The sequence below is a fragment of the Myxococcus sp. NMCA1 genome (genome assembly GCF_026810205.1).
Taxonomy (GTDB): domain Bacteria; phylum Myxococcota; class Myxococcia; order Myxococcales; family Myxococcaceae; genus Myxococcus; species Myxococcus xanthus_A.
This window is the reverse complement of sequence record NZ_CP113950.1, coordinates 3,856,118-3,870,212: the sequence shown is the minus strand read 5'-3', so window position 1 is coordinate 3,870,212 and position 14,095 is coordinate 3,856,118. Positions and strand designations below refer to the sequence as shown.

The 14,095-nt window shown below is 66.0% G+C and carries 13 protein-coding genes and 1 pseudogene; 7 read left to right on the top strand and 7 right to left on the bottom strand.

All coding sequences use genetic code 11. From position 1 onward, the window contains the following. Positions 1–54: 54 nt before the first annotated feature. Positions 55–1,652, top strand: a protein-coding gene (locus OZ403_RS16605; RefSeq protein WP_268784590.1) for an ISNCY family transposase whose coding sequence is annotated in 2 segments (ribosomal slippage) — positions 55–1,021 and positions 1,021–1,652 — 1,599 coding nt in all. Because the reading frame shifts where the segments join, the coding sequence is not laid out codon by codon here. On the opposite strand, the pseudogene OZ403_RS16600 reads toward OZ403_RS16605, so the two are convergent. Together OZ403_RS16600 and OZ403_RS16595 are read right to left on the bottom strand one after the other, a co-directional pair. Next, positions 1,650–2,009, bottom strand: a pseudogene (locus OZ403_RS16600) (transposase); the annotation flags it as partial. The gene OZ403_RS16605 and the pseudogene OZ403_RS16600 overlap by 3 nt on opposite strands. A 192-nt stretch (positions 2,010–2,201) precedes the next feature. Next, positions 2,202–3,272: an acyltransferase family protein gene (locus OZ403_RS16595; protein ID WP_268784589.1), complete on the bottom strand. Its 1,071-nt coding sequence runs from the start codon at positions 3,270–3,272 to the stop codon at positions 2,202–2,204. Positions 3,273–4,364: 1,092 nt separating this feature from the next. On the opposite strand from OZ403_RS16595, the gene OZ403_RS16590 reads away from it, so the two are divergent. Continuing rightward, positions 4,365–4,487: a hypothetical protein gene (locus OZ403_RS16590; RefSeq protein ID WP_268784588.1), complete on the top strand. Its 123-nt coding sequence runs from the start codon at positions 4,365–4,367 to the stop codon at positions 4,485–4,487. A gap of 289 nt (positions 4,488–4,776) precedes the next feature. Here the strand turns inward: OZ403_RS16590 and OZ403_RS16585 are convergent, their stop codons facing one another. From OZ403_RS16585 to OZ403_RS16575, 3 genes are all read right to left on the bottom strand, one after another. Beyond that, the gene (locus OZ403_RS16585) at positions 4,777–5,883 is read right to left on the bottom strand and encodes a PAS domain-containing sensor histidine kinase (RefSeq protein WP_140791069.1); all 1,107 of its coding nucleotides are present in this window, start codon (positions 5,881–5,883) and stop codon (positions 4,777–4,779) included. 701 nt (positions 5,884–6,584) lie between these two features. Then, a complete protein-coding gene (locus OZ403_RS16580; RefSeq protein ID WP_268784587.1) occupies positions 6,585–6,788 on the bottom strand; it encodes a hypothetical protein in 204 nt (67 codons plus the stop codon). 546 nt (positions 6,789–7,334) lie between these two features. Continuing rightward, positions 7,335–8,450: a TPM domain-containing protein gene (locus OZ403_RS16575; RefSeq protein WP_268784879.1), complete on the bottom strand. Its 1,116-nt coding sequence runs from the start codon at positions 8,448–8,450 to the stop codon at positions 7,335–7,337. A gap of 106 nt (positions 8,451–8,556) precedes the next feature. On the opposite strand from OZ403_RS16575, the gene OZ403_RS16570 reads away from it, so the two are divergent. Both OZ403_RS16570 and OZ403_RS16565 read left to right on the top strand, forming a co-directional pair. After that, the gene (locus tag OZ403_RS16570) at positions 8,557–9,300 is read left to right on the top strand and encodes a hypothetical protein (protein ID WP_140798302.1); all 744 of its coding nucleotides are present in this window, start codon (positions 8,557–8,559) and stop codon (positions 9,298–9,300) included. Positions 9,301–9,427: 127 nt separating this feature from the next. Beyond that, entirely contained in the window at positions 9,428–9,706 is a 279-nt protein-coding gene (locus OZ403_RS16565; RefSeq protein WP_268784586.1) for a hypothetical protein, read from the top strand. Between the two features lie 90 nt (positions 9,707–9,796). On the opposite strand, the gene OZ403_RS16560 is transcribed toward OZ403_RS16565, so the two are convergent. Beyond that, a complete protein-coding gene (locus OZ403_RS16560) occupies positions 9,797–10,534 on the bottom strand; it encodes a DUF1428 domain-containing protein (RefSeq protein ID WP_268784585.1) in 738 nt (245 codons plus the stop codon). Between the two features lie 68 nt (positions 10,535–10,602). Between OZ403_RS16560 and OZ403_RS16555 the strand changes: the two genes are divergently transcribed. Both OZ403_RS16555 and OZ403_RS16550 read left to right on the top strand, forming a co-directional pair. Beyond that, positions 10,603–11,043, top strand: a complete 441-nt coding sequence (locus OZ403_RS16555) for a MarR family winged helix-turn-helix transcriptional regulator (protein WP_140791057.1) — start codon at positions 10,603–10,605, stop codon at positions 11,041–11,043. 120 nt (positions 11,044–11,163) lie between these two features. Next, positions 11,164–11,922, top strand: a complete 759-nt coding sequence (locus OZ403_RS16550) for a 2OG-Fe(II) oxygenase (protein ID WP_140798300.1) — start codon at positions 11,164–11,166, stop codon at positions 11,920–11,922. Between the two features lie 49 nt (positions 11,923–11,971). Here OZ403_RS16550 and OZ403_RS16545 read toward each other — a convergent pair whose 3' ends face one another. Next, on the bottom strand, positions 11,972–13,168 hold the full coding sequence (locus OZ403_RS16545; protein ID WP_237080379.1) for an acyltransferase family protein: 1,197 nt from the start codon (positions 13,166–13,168) through the stop codon (positions 11,972–11,974). A gap of 140 nt (positions 13,169–13,308) precedes the next feature. Here OZ403_RS16545 and OZ403_RS16540 point away from each other — a divergent pair, with 140 nt between their 5' ends. Then, a complete protein-coding gene (locus OZ403_RS16540) occupies positions 13,309–14,070 on the top strand; it encodes a hypothetical protein (RefSeq protein WP_268784584.1) in 762 nt (253 codons plus the stop codon). Positions 14,071–14,095: the final 25 nt, after the last annotated feature.

Here is a 14,095-nt window from a genome sequence, read left to right as displayed (position 1 = left end):
GCCGGCAAATACCTCCTGCCCTCCGCGGTGTTGCCTCCATAGGGAGGTAGCACCATGGGACGCACGACTGCCCACCCACCGGCGAGCAGGCAGGTGGGGTTGGAGAACCATCGACGGCGGTGCTCCGCGTGCGGAGGGCCCGCCCCAGCGGACTACCGGGCACGGCGGAACGTGGTGACGCTGGAGGCGGTGGTCGCCCTCAAGGTACAGGTGCGAGTGTGCCACCGGAAGGGGTGCCCGTTGTACTTGCGACCTGTGCGTGCCGAAGAAGAGGGCCGGTGGGCGCTGCCGGACCATGAGTTTGGCCTGGACGTCATCGCCTTGATTGGGGCACTGCGCTACCACGAGCATCGCAGCGTCCCGGAAATCCATGCAGTCCTTCGCGCACGGGGCGTCTCCATTTCCGAGCGCAGTGTCACCAACCAACTCGACCGGCACGATGAGTTGCTGGCACTGCGAATGACAGACAGTCGGCGACTGCAGCAGGTGACACGTCAACAGGGCCGGGTGGTGCTGGCCATGGACGGATTGCAGCCCGAGGTAGGCCATGAGGTGTTGTGGGTGGTGCGCGACTGCCTCTCCGGCGAGGTGTTGGCAGCCCGTAGCTTGCTGGGCAGTGGTGAGGCTGAGTTGGCTCCGCTGCTCCTGGAGGTGAAAGCGGCGCTGGCGGTGCCCATTGCCGGAGTCGTCTCGGATGGCCAGCGCTCCATCCGCAACGCGGTGGCCTCGGCGCTGCCTGGGGTGCCTCACCAACTCTGCCACTTCCACTACCTGCGTGAGGCGGCCCGCCCCCTCTACGAAGCGGACCGGCACGCCAAGAAGCTGCTGAAGAGTCATGTGCGAGGAGTGCGGGTTATCGAGCGCGCCGTCGAAGGGCGCCAGGACGCCCAATCACAAGCCGTCCGCGGCTACTGCGCCGCAGTGCGCAGCGCCTTGACGGACGACAGGCGCCCACCCCTGAAGCCCTCCGGTTTGGAGTTGCACCGGCGACTGCGAGCGATTGAAGCGAGTCTCCGCCGGGCAGAAAAAGGGGGGCGCGCGCCAGAGGGCTGACACGGCTGCGCCTGCTATTGAGGCGCGGCCTGATGCAGACGGCGAGGATGTGGCCACCACTGAAGGCGGCCTACCGGTGGGTAGAGTGTGTCGCCGAAATCCTTACCAATGCCTCCGGCCAGAAAGGCTGTCACGTCAAAAGGCGCATGGCCGGCCTTGTCGGCGCACTGGAGCATGCCGTGCGACGCACCCGCTCCCCCCACCGCGCGGCGCTCGCACATTTCCTCCTGGAGACGCGTCGCTATTGGCCCGGCCTCTTCCATTGCTACGACGTACCCGGCCTGCCTCGCACGGACAATGACCTGGAGCACCTGTTTGGCAGTTGCCGCTACCACGAGCGCCGGGCCTCGGGTCGGCGCCGCGGAAGCGAGGGCCTGGTGGTGCGCGGACAGGTGCGAGTCGTCGCCGCAGTGGCGACCCGACTTGCCCCCACTGTCGGCGCGGAACTGGCCCCCAAAGACATCATCGCGTGGAGGAAGCTGCGTGCCTCCCTTCGAAGACGGCAACACGCGCGAGTCTTGGGCCGTCGATTCCGGGCCAATCCGAACGCCTACCTCGCAGCGATTGAGCGGGAGCTCAGGAGAGCTTTGCCGGCGTAGTTTTTTTTCGCGCACCAGGGCAATCGCGTCCCGCAGGATTTCCACCTCCTGCGTCTTCTTGCCCAACATCCGCTGCAACTCGCGCACCTGCGCCTTGAGTTGCTGCATCTCGGACTCGGGCACCACGGCCTCGCCGGCCTTCAGCCCCGACACGCTGCCGGCCTCCTTCAGCTGCCTCCAGCGGAACAACTGGCTGGGGTTGACGCCGTACTTGCGCGCCACCAGCGACACACTGCTGCCGGGCGACTCTGCCTCGGAGAGCATCCGCAGCTTCTCCTCTGCCGAGTAACGGCGCCGCCGTCCTCCTGGCTCGGCACCATCCGCCTCCGGGGCGTCCTCTGTCGTCTTCTTCTCCATCATCAGACTCGCTTTCTAGCCGAACGAGCCTGTCCGACTCTTCAGGGGGCTACACCAACGACACCTACCGCACCCACCTCCTCACCCTCGTCATTTCATAGGCCTATCGTGCGGGTACCCTGCCCGCCAACCAGAGGGCGAAGTGAGTGGTGACCCGCATGGTCCTGCTCTGATGTCTGTACTGCCGAGCCGTTAGCGCCCGGGTGCCACCACCCCGTCACGCGCCTCCGCCCGCGAGGACTGCCACGCAAGCAGCCTATCCCGCAGCCGCAGGGCAGGCCTCTCCACTGCGACGTACGTCACCCATGCGAGCCCATGCGTCACCGTGATGAACGCGAGCAGATCCAATCCCCACACACCCAAGGTCAGGCTTTGCCGCTCGAACACGCGCACCACGACCCAGAACCAGAGATAGGTGCCATAGGAGAGGACCGCGGTCTGGTACACGAGACCTCTCAGCGGTACGGGCAGCGCAACCGCTTCCGTGGCCACGAGCAGCCCGCCAAATCCCACCGCGAGCCCTGCGAAGATCCACACGCCTCCCCAGTCCGGCAGGTGAGGCACGCACACTGCCAAGGTCACCCCGAGCAACAGGGCGCCCATCGCGCCGCAGGCCCCTCGCCAAGCCTGGGGCCACCGTTGCCAGCGCGGCGCGGTCTTCGCGAGAAAGACACCCACCGCGAGTCCATCCAGGTGGAGGTGGGTGCGCCACTGCAAACGCACCCACTGCTCCGCGGGCAACTGGCCCGGCGCCGCGGTGTGTACCTCCCAGGCTCGGGCCCCCAAGCTCAGGAGCAAGGGCATCAGCCATACCCAGGCGGGGGCGGAGCGGGCGCGCAGGCCGAAGGCGAGCAGCGGCAGGACCACGTAGAAATGTTCTTCGACACAGAGCGACCAACTCTGCACGAAGTCGCGCACGCCGACGTAGTTCTGGAGGAAGACGAGGTAGTGCCAACCTCCTCCCACGAAGGGTGTCCCGAGCAACCATGGCTTCAGTCCATGGAAGGCGAGGACGAGAAAGTAGAGCGGAAGCGTTCGCATCCACCGCTTGATCCAGAACGTGCGGAGCTGAAGTCCCAGAGGCGCTGCGTCCTCCGTCGCGAACACCTGCCGACCAATGAGGTAGCCGGAGAGGACGAAGAACAGGTCCACGCCCACCCAGCCCACGTCGAAGCCGGCACGGAGCACCTCCGGCAGGGCCCGCCGCACGGACTCCGGGGAGTGGAAACAGAGCACCGAAACGATGGCCAAAGCCCGAAGCATGTCCAGGCCGTCCTTGCGTGAGGGCCCTGAGTCCATGACTCCCGAGTCTGAGGTCTTCGGGTGAGGAGAGGGCATGAAGGGCGCCTCGCATTGTCTTTCACATGGGCTCGGGGACGGAAATGCCTCCGTGATTGCCCGTTCGCTCCCGGGATGACTGTCCGTGAACGAGCCCTTGCGAAACCTATCACCAGGGCACGGAGTCCTGTCCTATGAATTCAAGTGATGCGATTCCTCGTGGCAGCCCAGTTTGCTCCGGATCCCAACAGCGGCTCGGCAGGCTCTGTGCTGGCAGTCGGTGACGCCTTGGCCGCCCGTGGCCATGGGGTCGACGATGAGTGGTTCGCGGATGAAGGCGTGGTTACGCATAGCGCCAAGGCGGAGTGATTGAGATTCGTCCCATCTCCGAGCTGACCATAGAAGTCAGCCCCCTTCCCCGCACGGTGCCGTCCGCCCTCAGCGCCAACGTGTGCCGCCCACCCCCGGCGAGCATGACGGTGCTGACCGGCGCCATGTCCTATTGGCGAAGCAAGCCCGGGCGTTCCTCGGCGCCTCGACTGCACAGGGAAGCGACGAGCGCCAGCGCCATGGCGATTGACCGCATCATTCCGTGTCGACTCATCACGGTTCACCCCCGAGCCAGGGAGCACATGGTGGACGGAGTCCATCACGGTACGAGCATGAGCGACGCGCCGCGAGGCATCCAGGTGCGGAGAGAAACCACTATCGTGCATGTGACAGAACAAGCGCGGTGCCGGTCTGGGCTTGCCCCGATTTCGTTGGACAGGTTCGTCAAGCTGCTGGTGCTCACCACCCCCGACGGCTGTGCCTTCACCCTGCCCCAGGGGCTCGTCGTCAGCTTCGCGCGCCTGGGCACGCTCAACATCGACCCGCGCTTCGGCTGGCGGCGCCAGAACCAGCCCCTCACCCTCTTCGATACGCCCTCCAACAGTGACGAGCAGCCCTTCTCCGGAGGCCTGCCGGAGATCGTCCTGTTCGCGCCGCTGAAAGCGGCCCCCACGAAGCTCATGGAGATTCCCCTGCGGCGCGCGGCCTTCGTCAACGGACCCCCGACTGCGCGCGCTCCTCACCAACGTGGCCGCGGACAAGTGCGTCGAGTACACCCCCATCGGCACCCAGGTGGCGGCCACCGGAGGCTTCAGCCTCTCAGAGCGACTCTACGTGGTGCGCATGCAGAACACGAACAACCCGGCCTAGGCCAACTACTCGGGCCTCATCGTCACCAACCCCTCCGCCAACCCGACGAACGAGGCGAGCAAGGTCGCGCCCCTCACGACGAAGCTGACCGGTACACGAGGCCCATCAGCTCACGCGCAGTGCTCCAGTCACGCACCTGCTCAGCCTCCTGTCCAAGCCCAAGCTGTCCGATTTGACGGGGGCAACTCCAGGGGCTGCCGGCGAGCTGAATCTGAGAGCCGCTTTGTAGCATCCCGTCTGCTGATAAATCTGGGCACCGCAGTCGCTCGTGTGAGCAGGCCGCTCGCGCTCACGACGAAGCTTGGCGAGGCAGTCGGACGGTGAACGTCGTGCCATTCTCCCTGCTTGAGAACACCTGAATGGTGCCTTCGTGAGCACGCACGACCTGATTGGCGATGAAAAGGCCCAGCCCAATACCTCCCTGGGGCTTGCCCGTCACGCTGGGCCCTCGCGACAGTCGCTCGAACAAGTACGGGAGTTCACCGGGAGGAATCGGCTCGCCCCAGTTGTGGACCTCGATGTCCACGCTGCCATCAGCGTCCCCTCGGGTTATCAGTCGCACGGGGCGGTCACTCGCTCCATACTTCAGCGCATTGCTGAGGAGATTGACGAGCAACTGCGCAATACGGTCCATGTCCCAGTTCCCCGTGCCATCACCGCTGTGTTCCATCTGTACTTCTCTTCCGGGATTGCTCAGGCGCACCTCTTCCACCACCTGCAGGGCAAGCCCTTGAAGGTCGGTGGGTCTTCGATGGATGGCCAAGCCATCCCCGAGGCGAGCCTGGGTGAAGTCGAGCAGGTCACCAATCAGCCGCGCCGCTCGCTCCGCCGAGGAGACGATTCTGACGAGGCCCCGGGCCTGTAGGGCGTCCATCTCCTGACGACGCAGGAGCTGGGTGGCGGAGAGCAGGATCGCGTTGAGGGGATTGCGCAGGTCGTGGCTCACGATGCCAATGAGCTCCTTCTCGAATTCGATGCGCTTTCGCTCGGCCTCCTGGGCTCGTTTGCGCTCTGTGATGTCCCGGGTCACCTTGACGAAGCCACGAGGTTGGCCGGCATCGTCCAAGAGAAGTCGCAGCGTCACCTCCGCATCGAAGCGAGAGCCATCCTTCCGGACGCGTACACCCTCGCCCATGTAGACGCCTCGTTCGAGCGCCAAGCGCATCTCACGCGCGGGTTGCCCGCTCTGGATGTCCTCGGGCGCAAAGAGAATGCTGAAGGGCTTGCCGACAATCTCCTGCGCGCTGTAGCCCTTGCTTCGCTCCGCGCCCGCGTTCCAACTCGCGATGCGCCCCTCAAGGTCAACCATGAAGATGGCGTAGTCCTTGATGTCATCCAGGGCGAACTGGAGCGACTCTCCCTCCGTGACTTGCGCGGCCATCGTGCCCCTGGTCATCGCTCACCCCATCCTCCGGACTTGCGTCGCACCTTCGTCACGCCCAGTTGGTGGCGATGAAGGTAGGACGCTAGTGACAACGATGACGGCCTCTCGCCACGGGACGGTCCGAAAGCGGTGAGTCGTGCACGGCCGAGCGCGTTCTTCACTCAACGAAAGGCGCGGGAGATGTGCACTGACAGCGTCGGCATCTGCCTTCGAAACCCCGTCTCCCCCATCCATTCAACGATTCGCCGCTCGCGCCTCTCTCGAACCAACCGCCACCACCTGGCACGCAATGGGCTGCGTTTCCAAGTCAGGCCGCTCCGCTTTCTTGACGCACTGGGTGAGCGAGCACCCTATCGGCGCCTGGCGGGACGTCCCGACACGTGAGGAGATTAGGCAGCTACCAGGAGGAGGCTGAGCAGCAGAAGGTGTTCGCCCTGTCTATGCTATTCGTGGCGGGCGGCGCAGAGGGCGCCGTCACCCACACTCCACGTAGACTCCGGGGGATTGTGGCCCCGTGCGCTTGTAGCAATAGACCACTTCGTTCGAGGCCTCGGAACACTCGTCAACGTACTGCACCGCACCGGACGGGAGCGTGACCTCCTTCCCACAGTTCCGAGCCCGCTCCCTGAGCCTGAGTCGGCGAGGGAACTCCTTCCCCTCCGCGAGGATGCTCATCTCGACGGAGGTACTGACCACGGCTGATGAAACGCCGGTCAGCCCCCCCAACGCATCTGGAGAACGACATCCACCGTCTCCGAGGACATGATGCGCGCTCGGAAGACATCGAGCGTCACGGCCGCGGGGGCGCTCTCCGCCTTGCACGAATCGGCCTGGTCCCACCCGAACTCGAAGCGCAGTGGCGCGAGCAACTTCTTCACCTCGGCGGTCGTCGTCGCGGCGCGCAGCTGCTTCTTCAACGTGTCAGGTGACACCGTGACGCGACGTTCGGCAGGGCAGATCAGTGGCTGCGGTGGCGGAACCACGGGCACCGTCGTTCCCGCATCGCCACCTCCCTTGCCGGCAGGAATGGTCGGTGGCGTCTGGGCGAAGCCCGCCAACGGGCCCACAGCGACGAGGAGGGGCAGCAGGAGATGATGCGCCGCACGACGGAGGGGCGACGTCCGCAGATGCGTCCCTGTCCACAACAATCTGAGAGGAGTCACCCATGAGAGGCAAGGTATCCGCACAAACAGTGCACGGGCAATCCCTCTCTGCCAACGTCAGTGAGACAGTTCGTACCCAGCAGTTGAGTGTGCAGGGCGCCCCAGGCAGGGACGATGAGCGCAGTGGTGGAAGAGGCTCGGGTCAGGGAGACCGAGGTGGTGGAGAAGGCCAGGCGGCGAGGATTCACGGCGGGGCCCCAGAAGAACCGGTCAATCAGGTAGCCGTGGGCGCCGTGGAACTCGGCCACGTCGAAGCCGCTGACGCCTGGCGTCAGCGGCGGCGCGGGTGAACGCGGCGAACTACCAGCGCCCACTCGAGCCACCGCCCGACGAACGCCCGCCGCTCGAAGAGCTGCTCCGGCTGGATGAGCTCGACGACGTGGACCGCGTGAGCTTCGGCGTCGAGTGGCGGGAAGTCGCGGTGTGGTGACAGTGCGTGCAACGCACCGTGACCTCGATTTCTCCGCCCGAGGAGTACGTCGCGCTGCGAATCGTCCGGCTCGTCTTGTTCGCTGTCACATAACGGCACTTCTTGCACCGGACATGACGCGTGAAGAGCGTTCCAAAGCGCTCCACCACCGCGTCCTGGCATGGCTCGCACCACCACACGTCGTAATCCACCGAGCCCAACTGCTCCTCACGAACCTGCCCCGGCATCAGGTGCACATCGTCGGCATCCTCATCGAGCCGCGTCCTCGGGTTGCGGCACTTCTGGCACCGGCGCGGTCTGCGTCGAAGCAGCGCCCGGCCCGCCAACCCCACGGTCCCCACGAGCCCCGCCCCTCCCGCCAGTGCGGGAACGTTCAGGGCACCTTCCGGCTCCCTCGGTCCTTCAGACACGATGGTGACGGCGGAGTCCTCCGACCATGCGGACTCCGCGAGCCTGGGATCCCATGCCGATGCGGCCTCCTGGGCGTTGCGAGGCTGATTGAGCTCCGAGGTCACGATGAGCTGATGCAGCCCGCGTGCGCCTTCCAGCACCGCGTCGTCCGGACTGCCCCGTTTGAAGGCGGGAACCACGTCGTTCGCCATGATGGCGTCACTGCGAGCCTGCTCATTCGGGCCATCCACGCCATCACCCAGGATGATCTCCGCCGCGCGGTCCTCGAGCGCGATGAAGAGCAGCGCGCCGTCGTCGCGACCGGCCGTGCCCAGCCCCCACCGATTGAAGAGCTCCAGCGCGAAGGCGCGCGGCGGCTGGCTCCCCGTCGTGTCGACCACCACCACCGCGAGCTGGCCTTGGCCATCACGGACCAGGGCATTGCCGAGCTGGTCCACCTCCGCCAGCGTCTGCGGCGTGAGAGTCCTGGTGGTGTCCACGGACCACGCGTTGGCCGCGAGCCGCGGCACTTCCTCCACGGTGGCACCCAGGGCTGGAACGCCAAGGGCCCAACAAGCCAGGAACACCCAGCACATCCAAGTACGCATGGGTGTCGACGCTATCCCTTTCAGGGTCGGCGGGTAAGGGGCTGCCATGTCCCTGCGGTCGAAGCGCTCATGACGCAATCATGAGGCTGCGGTGATGAAGCGCTCCCACCAGTTCTCTACCTTGTTCTCATCCAACACAGGAGGGAGCAAGGCCATGTTCTGGCAGCGAGAGTCGTGTGCTTCGTGGGTTGAATCTCGATGGGGCGTCATTCTCTGCACCGTGCTTTGGCTCGCCGTCCTGAGCCCCAGCCGCGCCGCGGCGGAACTCCCGCTGCTCTCGCTCGGAGCCAAGGCCGATGACGAGATACTGACCGACGTGCTCGTCGGCTCCCATCAAATGGGGATGGGCCTCGTCCTCCCCTTCCCTTGCACCGAGGAGATTGACGGCCTCGCCCTCGAGACCCGCCAGCGCTACGACAACGCCGCCATCAGTGTCGACGCGGCATACTGGACGCAGTTCGCGCATCAGAACCGGAAACGCCCTGTCGGCGTCTCCGCCCAACTGGGGCTCCACGTCCGTACCGCCACGCGCACGACCGAAGACGCGGGCCTGGGCCCCTCTGTTGGCCTCACCGTCTCACACGAACTCGTCCCGCCAGAATGCATGTGCCTGCAAGAGATCCGCACCTTCGTGGGTGTGCAGGGCACCACCGTGATGTCGCCGTCGACGGGACAGCTCCAAGTGCCCCTGCGCGCGAGTCTCGGCCTCCAGACGCGCCTTCACATGCTGCACCTCATGCTCGTCGGGCGCGGTGGCTGGGATGACATCCGGCTTGGGTTCAGCCCCCGGCCGGTCGTCGAGGTCACCCTCGGTATCGGGCTCATCCGCTTCCTCTGAGCAGCGGTCGCGCATCAACGCGGGTATATTCGGATGAACGTCATCGGGCGATGGCCTGGAAACCTACGGGCCGGCCCCCTGGCGTTCGTCCGAATCAACTCCGCCGGTGACATCCCCGAGAGCGCGAATGAAGCTCCATCGATACTGGATTGGGTTTTCCGACCGGCAACTGGCGCACCACGAGGGTCTGGGGTACGGCGTCGGCGTGACGGCGTTCAGCCTGGATGATGCTGTGCGAGTGCTTGGCCAGCAGGTCTTCAAGGAAAGCCCCGTGCCAAGCATCGAGCGCATCATCGAGGACGTCGACGTCTCGTCCCTCGATCCCAACCATGTGCTGCCCAATATCGCGCCGCCGGTCTTCTACGGAGTCTGGTACCCGTCGGCGTTCATGAAATGGGACCGGTGAGGCCGCTGGCGCCCACCGGCGTTTCCTCGATTGTGTCCTCCGCCCATTCCGCGCTTCACGAAACCAGGCGGAGGCGCATGACGAGGCAACCTATGCGCCCGTGCCCGTCGCCGCCGTCTCAACCAGAATCGGCACGAAGCCGCCGTGGGCCCGGCGGCCCTCGTCGTAGGGCACGCTGTCCGGGTGCATGCGCGGATCGGCCATGGCCTTCCCCCACCCGGCGTTGCGCGCCTCCTTCGACGGCCACTCAATCCAAGCGAAGACGACCTGCTCATCCGCGGTGGCCTTCACCGCGCCCTTGAAGTCAGTGACCTTCCCGTCGGGGACGTCGTCTCCCCACGCGTCGACGACGCGCGTGGCACCATGCTCCAGCAGCACCGCCGCGAGACGGGACGCGATGGCATGGTAGGCCTCCTTGTTTCCAACCGGCACCGGCACGAGGGAGCCATCGACATAGCCGGGCCTGCCCGCTCCGCCCTCATGGAGGCTGGGAACGAAGCCTCCGAAGATCATCCGCTTCCCATCGAAGGGAATGTTCGCGCCCATCTCCTCCATCCTTGGGTCACGCATTGCCTTCGCGTTCGCTTCGTCGCGCACCGCCTTGCTGGGGTACTCAATCCAGGAGAAGACGATGACCTCATCCGGCTCGGCCTTCACCGCGCGCCGCAGGTCGGTGACCTTGCCTTCGGGGACGTCGTCCCCCCAGTTCTCAACGAAGCGCGTCGCACCAAACTCCTTGTACAGCGGCGCGGCGGCAAGAGCGGCCTGCCGGTACGCTTCCTTGTTCGCCGAGGGGACTGCGATCACGAATCCGTCGATGTAGGCCATGGCAACTCTCCAGCGGGGGCAATCTTGCTTTGACAAAAGAGTTGATATCAACATAATAACCCTTGTCAATGTCCAGAGCCGTCCCATTCGCCACAACGCTTCACGTCCGTGACCACTGCCTGTGCCTGGTGGTCCAGCAGGCCGCGCGCGCCCTGGCGCGGCGCTTCGATGAAGCCCTGCGCCCCGTGGGCCTCACGCATGGACAGTTCTCGCTGCTGATGTCGCTCAATCGCCCCCAGCCGCCGTCCATCGGCCCCGTCGCGGAGCTCCTGGCGATGGACCGGACCACGCTGACAGCCAACCTGAAGCCGCTCGAAAGGCGCGGGCTGGTGAAGACCACCGTCGACCCGGCCGACCGCCGCGGGCGATTGCTGACGCTGACGGACGCTGGGCTCCAGCTCCTTCAATCCGCGCTGCCCCATTGGGAGCGGATGAACGAGGAGACGGAGCGATTGCTGGCGCAAACCGATGTCGACGCCCTTCGGGCTGGACTGCGGGCGCTCTCCTGAGCCCTCTTCCAGCCTTCGGAGCGATGATGCTCCTGGAGGCAGCGGCTCCAGACTCGGTCGCCTGCGCCATGGTGCCCTGGCATCGGCAGCGTGCGCCGCACGTTCTGCTATAGGGGGCACGTGAGCATCGCGACCCACGAAGAAGGCCCGTTGCGAGGACCGAGCTTCTTTTTCAGCCGCACGGCGCTCCGCTCGCTCGCGCTGGCCCATCGCGCCAGCTACGGCGCCGCGCGGCCTCATCCCCACGCCGTCATCGATGGCTTCCTGGGGGGGCCGCTGGCGTCCGAACTGGCCGGGGTCTTCCCGGGCGCGACCGAGGCAAGTTGGAAGCGACGCGACCACCCCGAACAGGCGGCTCGACTGGGACAGCTTCAGCGCAAGGCGTTTGAAGACGTCCCCGGAGCGCTCCGGCACCTGCTTTCTGAGTTCTCCGGCATGGCGTTCATCGACTTCCTGGAGTCACTCACCGGGGTGCAAGGGCTCATCCCGGATCCCCATTTCCGAGGCGCCGGGCTGCACCTCACGTTGCGTGGGGGGCATCTGGCGCTGCACGCCGACTTCAACCGCGATCGCTTCCGCGCGCTCTCCCGCCGGCTCACCGTCCTCTACTACCTGAACCCCGGCTGGGAACCCGCCTGGGGAGGGGACCTCGAGTTGTGGAGCGCGGACCTCTCCCGGTGCGAGACGCGAATCGCCCCCCTCCTGGATCGCCTGGTCGTGATGGCTCACGGCGACGATCACTGGCACGGACACCCCAACGCGCTGGAGTGCCCCGAAGGACGAGGGCGCGCCGCGGTCGCGGCCTACTTCTACACCGCGGAGGAAGCCCCCAACGCGCCGGAGCCCCACAGCGCCATCTGGGCACCACCACGCTCGTAGCTGGCGCGTCGATACGCGGCACGGCACTCCCCCACGCCAACGCCAGCCATCAGGCCGTGGGAGCCACGGCCTTCCCCGCGGCTTCCGGATGTGTGAAACGGTCCTTGAGACGCAGCAAGGGCTTCTCGAAGAAGCGCCACGACACGAGCGTGAGCGCCAGCAGCACCGCGTACTCGAACAGGATGCCCACCGCGGTAGCGACGAAGGTCGAGGGAATGAAGCGGTAGAACAGCGGCCGCGTGTAATGGCCGCCAGCGGGGATGACGAGCGCATGGAACAGGTAGAGCCCGTAGCTCACCTGCCCCACGAAGCGCAGCGGCCGCCATTGCAACACGGACTGGAGCACCCGCGCGCGCCCGGAGAGCACCCACCCCAGCAGGCTGGCGAAGCCCACCGCCCAAAGCGTGTACAGACCCGCCACCAGCAGCACACGAACCTGCGGGCCGCCCGGCCCCGTGAGCGCCGTTGCCATGTGAATGGCGGCGCCCTGGCCGAAGTAGACGAGGGACAACCCGCAGGCCACGAGCAACGCGGGCACCGCGAGCCGCGCGCCCCACCGTGACAGGCCGTCCGCCGTGGCGCGGCCATCCACCACGCCCAGCGCCAACAGTCCACCGAGCGCCAGTCCATCCAGACGGAACAGTGTGAAGGTGTAGACCTGGATGGGCGCCGCGCCCGCCCACAAGGCCGCGAGGCGCGCCACGGGGGACAGCAGCACGCACGCCCACAGGAGCACGCGGAGCTGCCCGTTCCGGAGGAAGAACACGAGCAGCGGCCACACCAGGTAGAACTGCTCCTCGATGGCCAGGGACCACGTCACGTTGATGGGCGCGGGACCGAAGTCCGTCATCCAGAGGTTCTGGAGGTACAGCGCGTAGGTCGTCCAGGAGTAACGCTGGGTATCGAAGGCCAGGGCCGGCAGCAGCCGCCCCATGATGCCAAAGGTGAAGGCCAGCACCAGGAAGTACAGGGGCCAGATGCGCAGCGCCCGCCGCGCGTAGAAGGTACGGAAGTAGCCTCCACGCTCACGCGTCTGCACGAGGATGCGCGTAATCAGGAAGCCAGAGAGGACGAAGAAGAGGTCCACGCCCGCCCAGCCCACCTGAAAGAGCGAGCCCAGTGACGCGCTGCGCAGCCCTGTCAGTGAGTGATAGGCAATCACCATCAGCACCGCCACGCCGCGCAGTCCGTCCAACGCGGGAAGGTACTCCGGCAGGTGCAGCGGCTCCGAGGGTCCGGTCTTCATCTTGGGGCGGACCATAGCTGGAAACGGTGGAGGCGCCCCACCCGAGCCCTTCAGGACCTGTACACCGAGGCAAATCCTCGCACATCGCGGCAGGCAAGCACGTCAGGCCATGGCCTTGCAGTCGTCGTGGCACTTCCCATATGAAGCGCGCGCTCATGCTCCGATTCGTGGCAATCATTGCCCTCCTGTTCACCACTCATACGCTCGCGAACGAGGAGGCGGAAAGCCCCGCCCCCATCGCCGAGAGCGGCCCGACCCTCAGTCCTGAAGAGGCGCTGGAGCAATATGAGCTCCGGCACATCGGGTTCGATGAGTACATCGCCGTGACGCTTTCGTATTCGCCACTGGCCGTCAGGAGCCCGCCGAGCCGCTGGACCGTCCCGTACGAGGGGAAATACAAGAAGCCACTGGAGGGTGAGGCGTTCTATCAGAAGCTCGGCCGAGACGACCTCGTGGCGGAGTATCAGTCGAGAAGCGCCACGAAGCTCACCCTGAAGATCGTCGGGGGAATCGTGATGGTTGGCGGGCTCGTCTACGGAATCGCCTCGCCAGGCGTTCAGTCCGAAGACTGCGAGCTCGGCCCCGACTTCTCGGCCTGCATCGACCGCAGTTTCGCGACCAACCGCCGGGAGCGGAACATGTTCCTCGTGGGAATGGGCGTGAGCCTGGTGGGAGCAGGGCTGCTGGGGTGGGGCATCTTTTACGACCCCCATCCCATCAGCGCCAGCGAGGCCCGCGAACTGGCGGATGGCCACAACAAGCGCCTTCGCCAGGAGTTGGGCCTGTCGGATGTCCCCGCTCCAGCCCCAGGCCCACGAAAGCGGCCAAACGTCATCCAGGCACGCCTGACGCCTGTCATCGGCCCGAACTCCGGGGGACTGCTGGTGGACGGGCGCTTCTGATTCCCGGCCGCGATGTCAGGAAGAG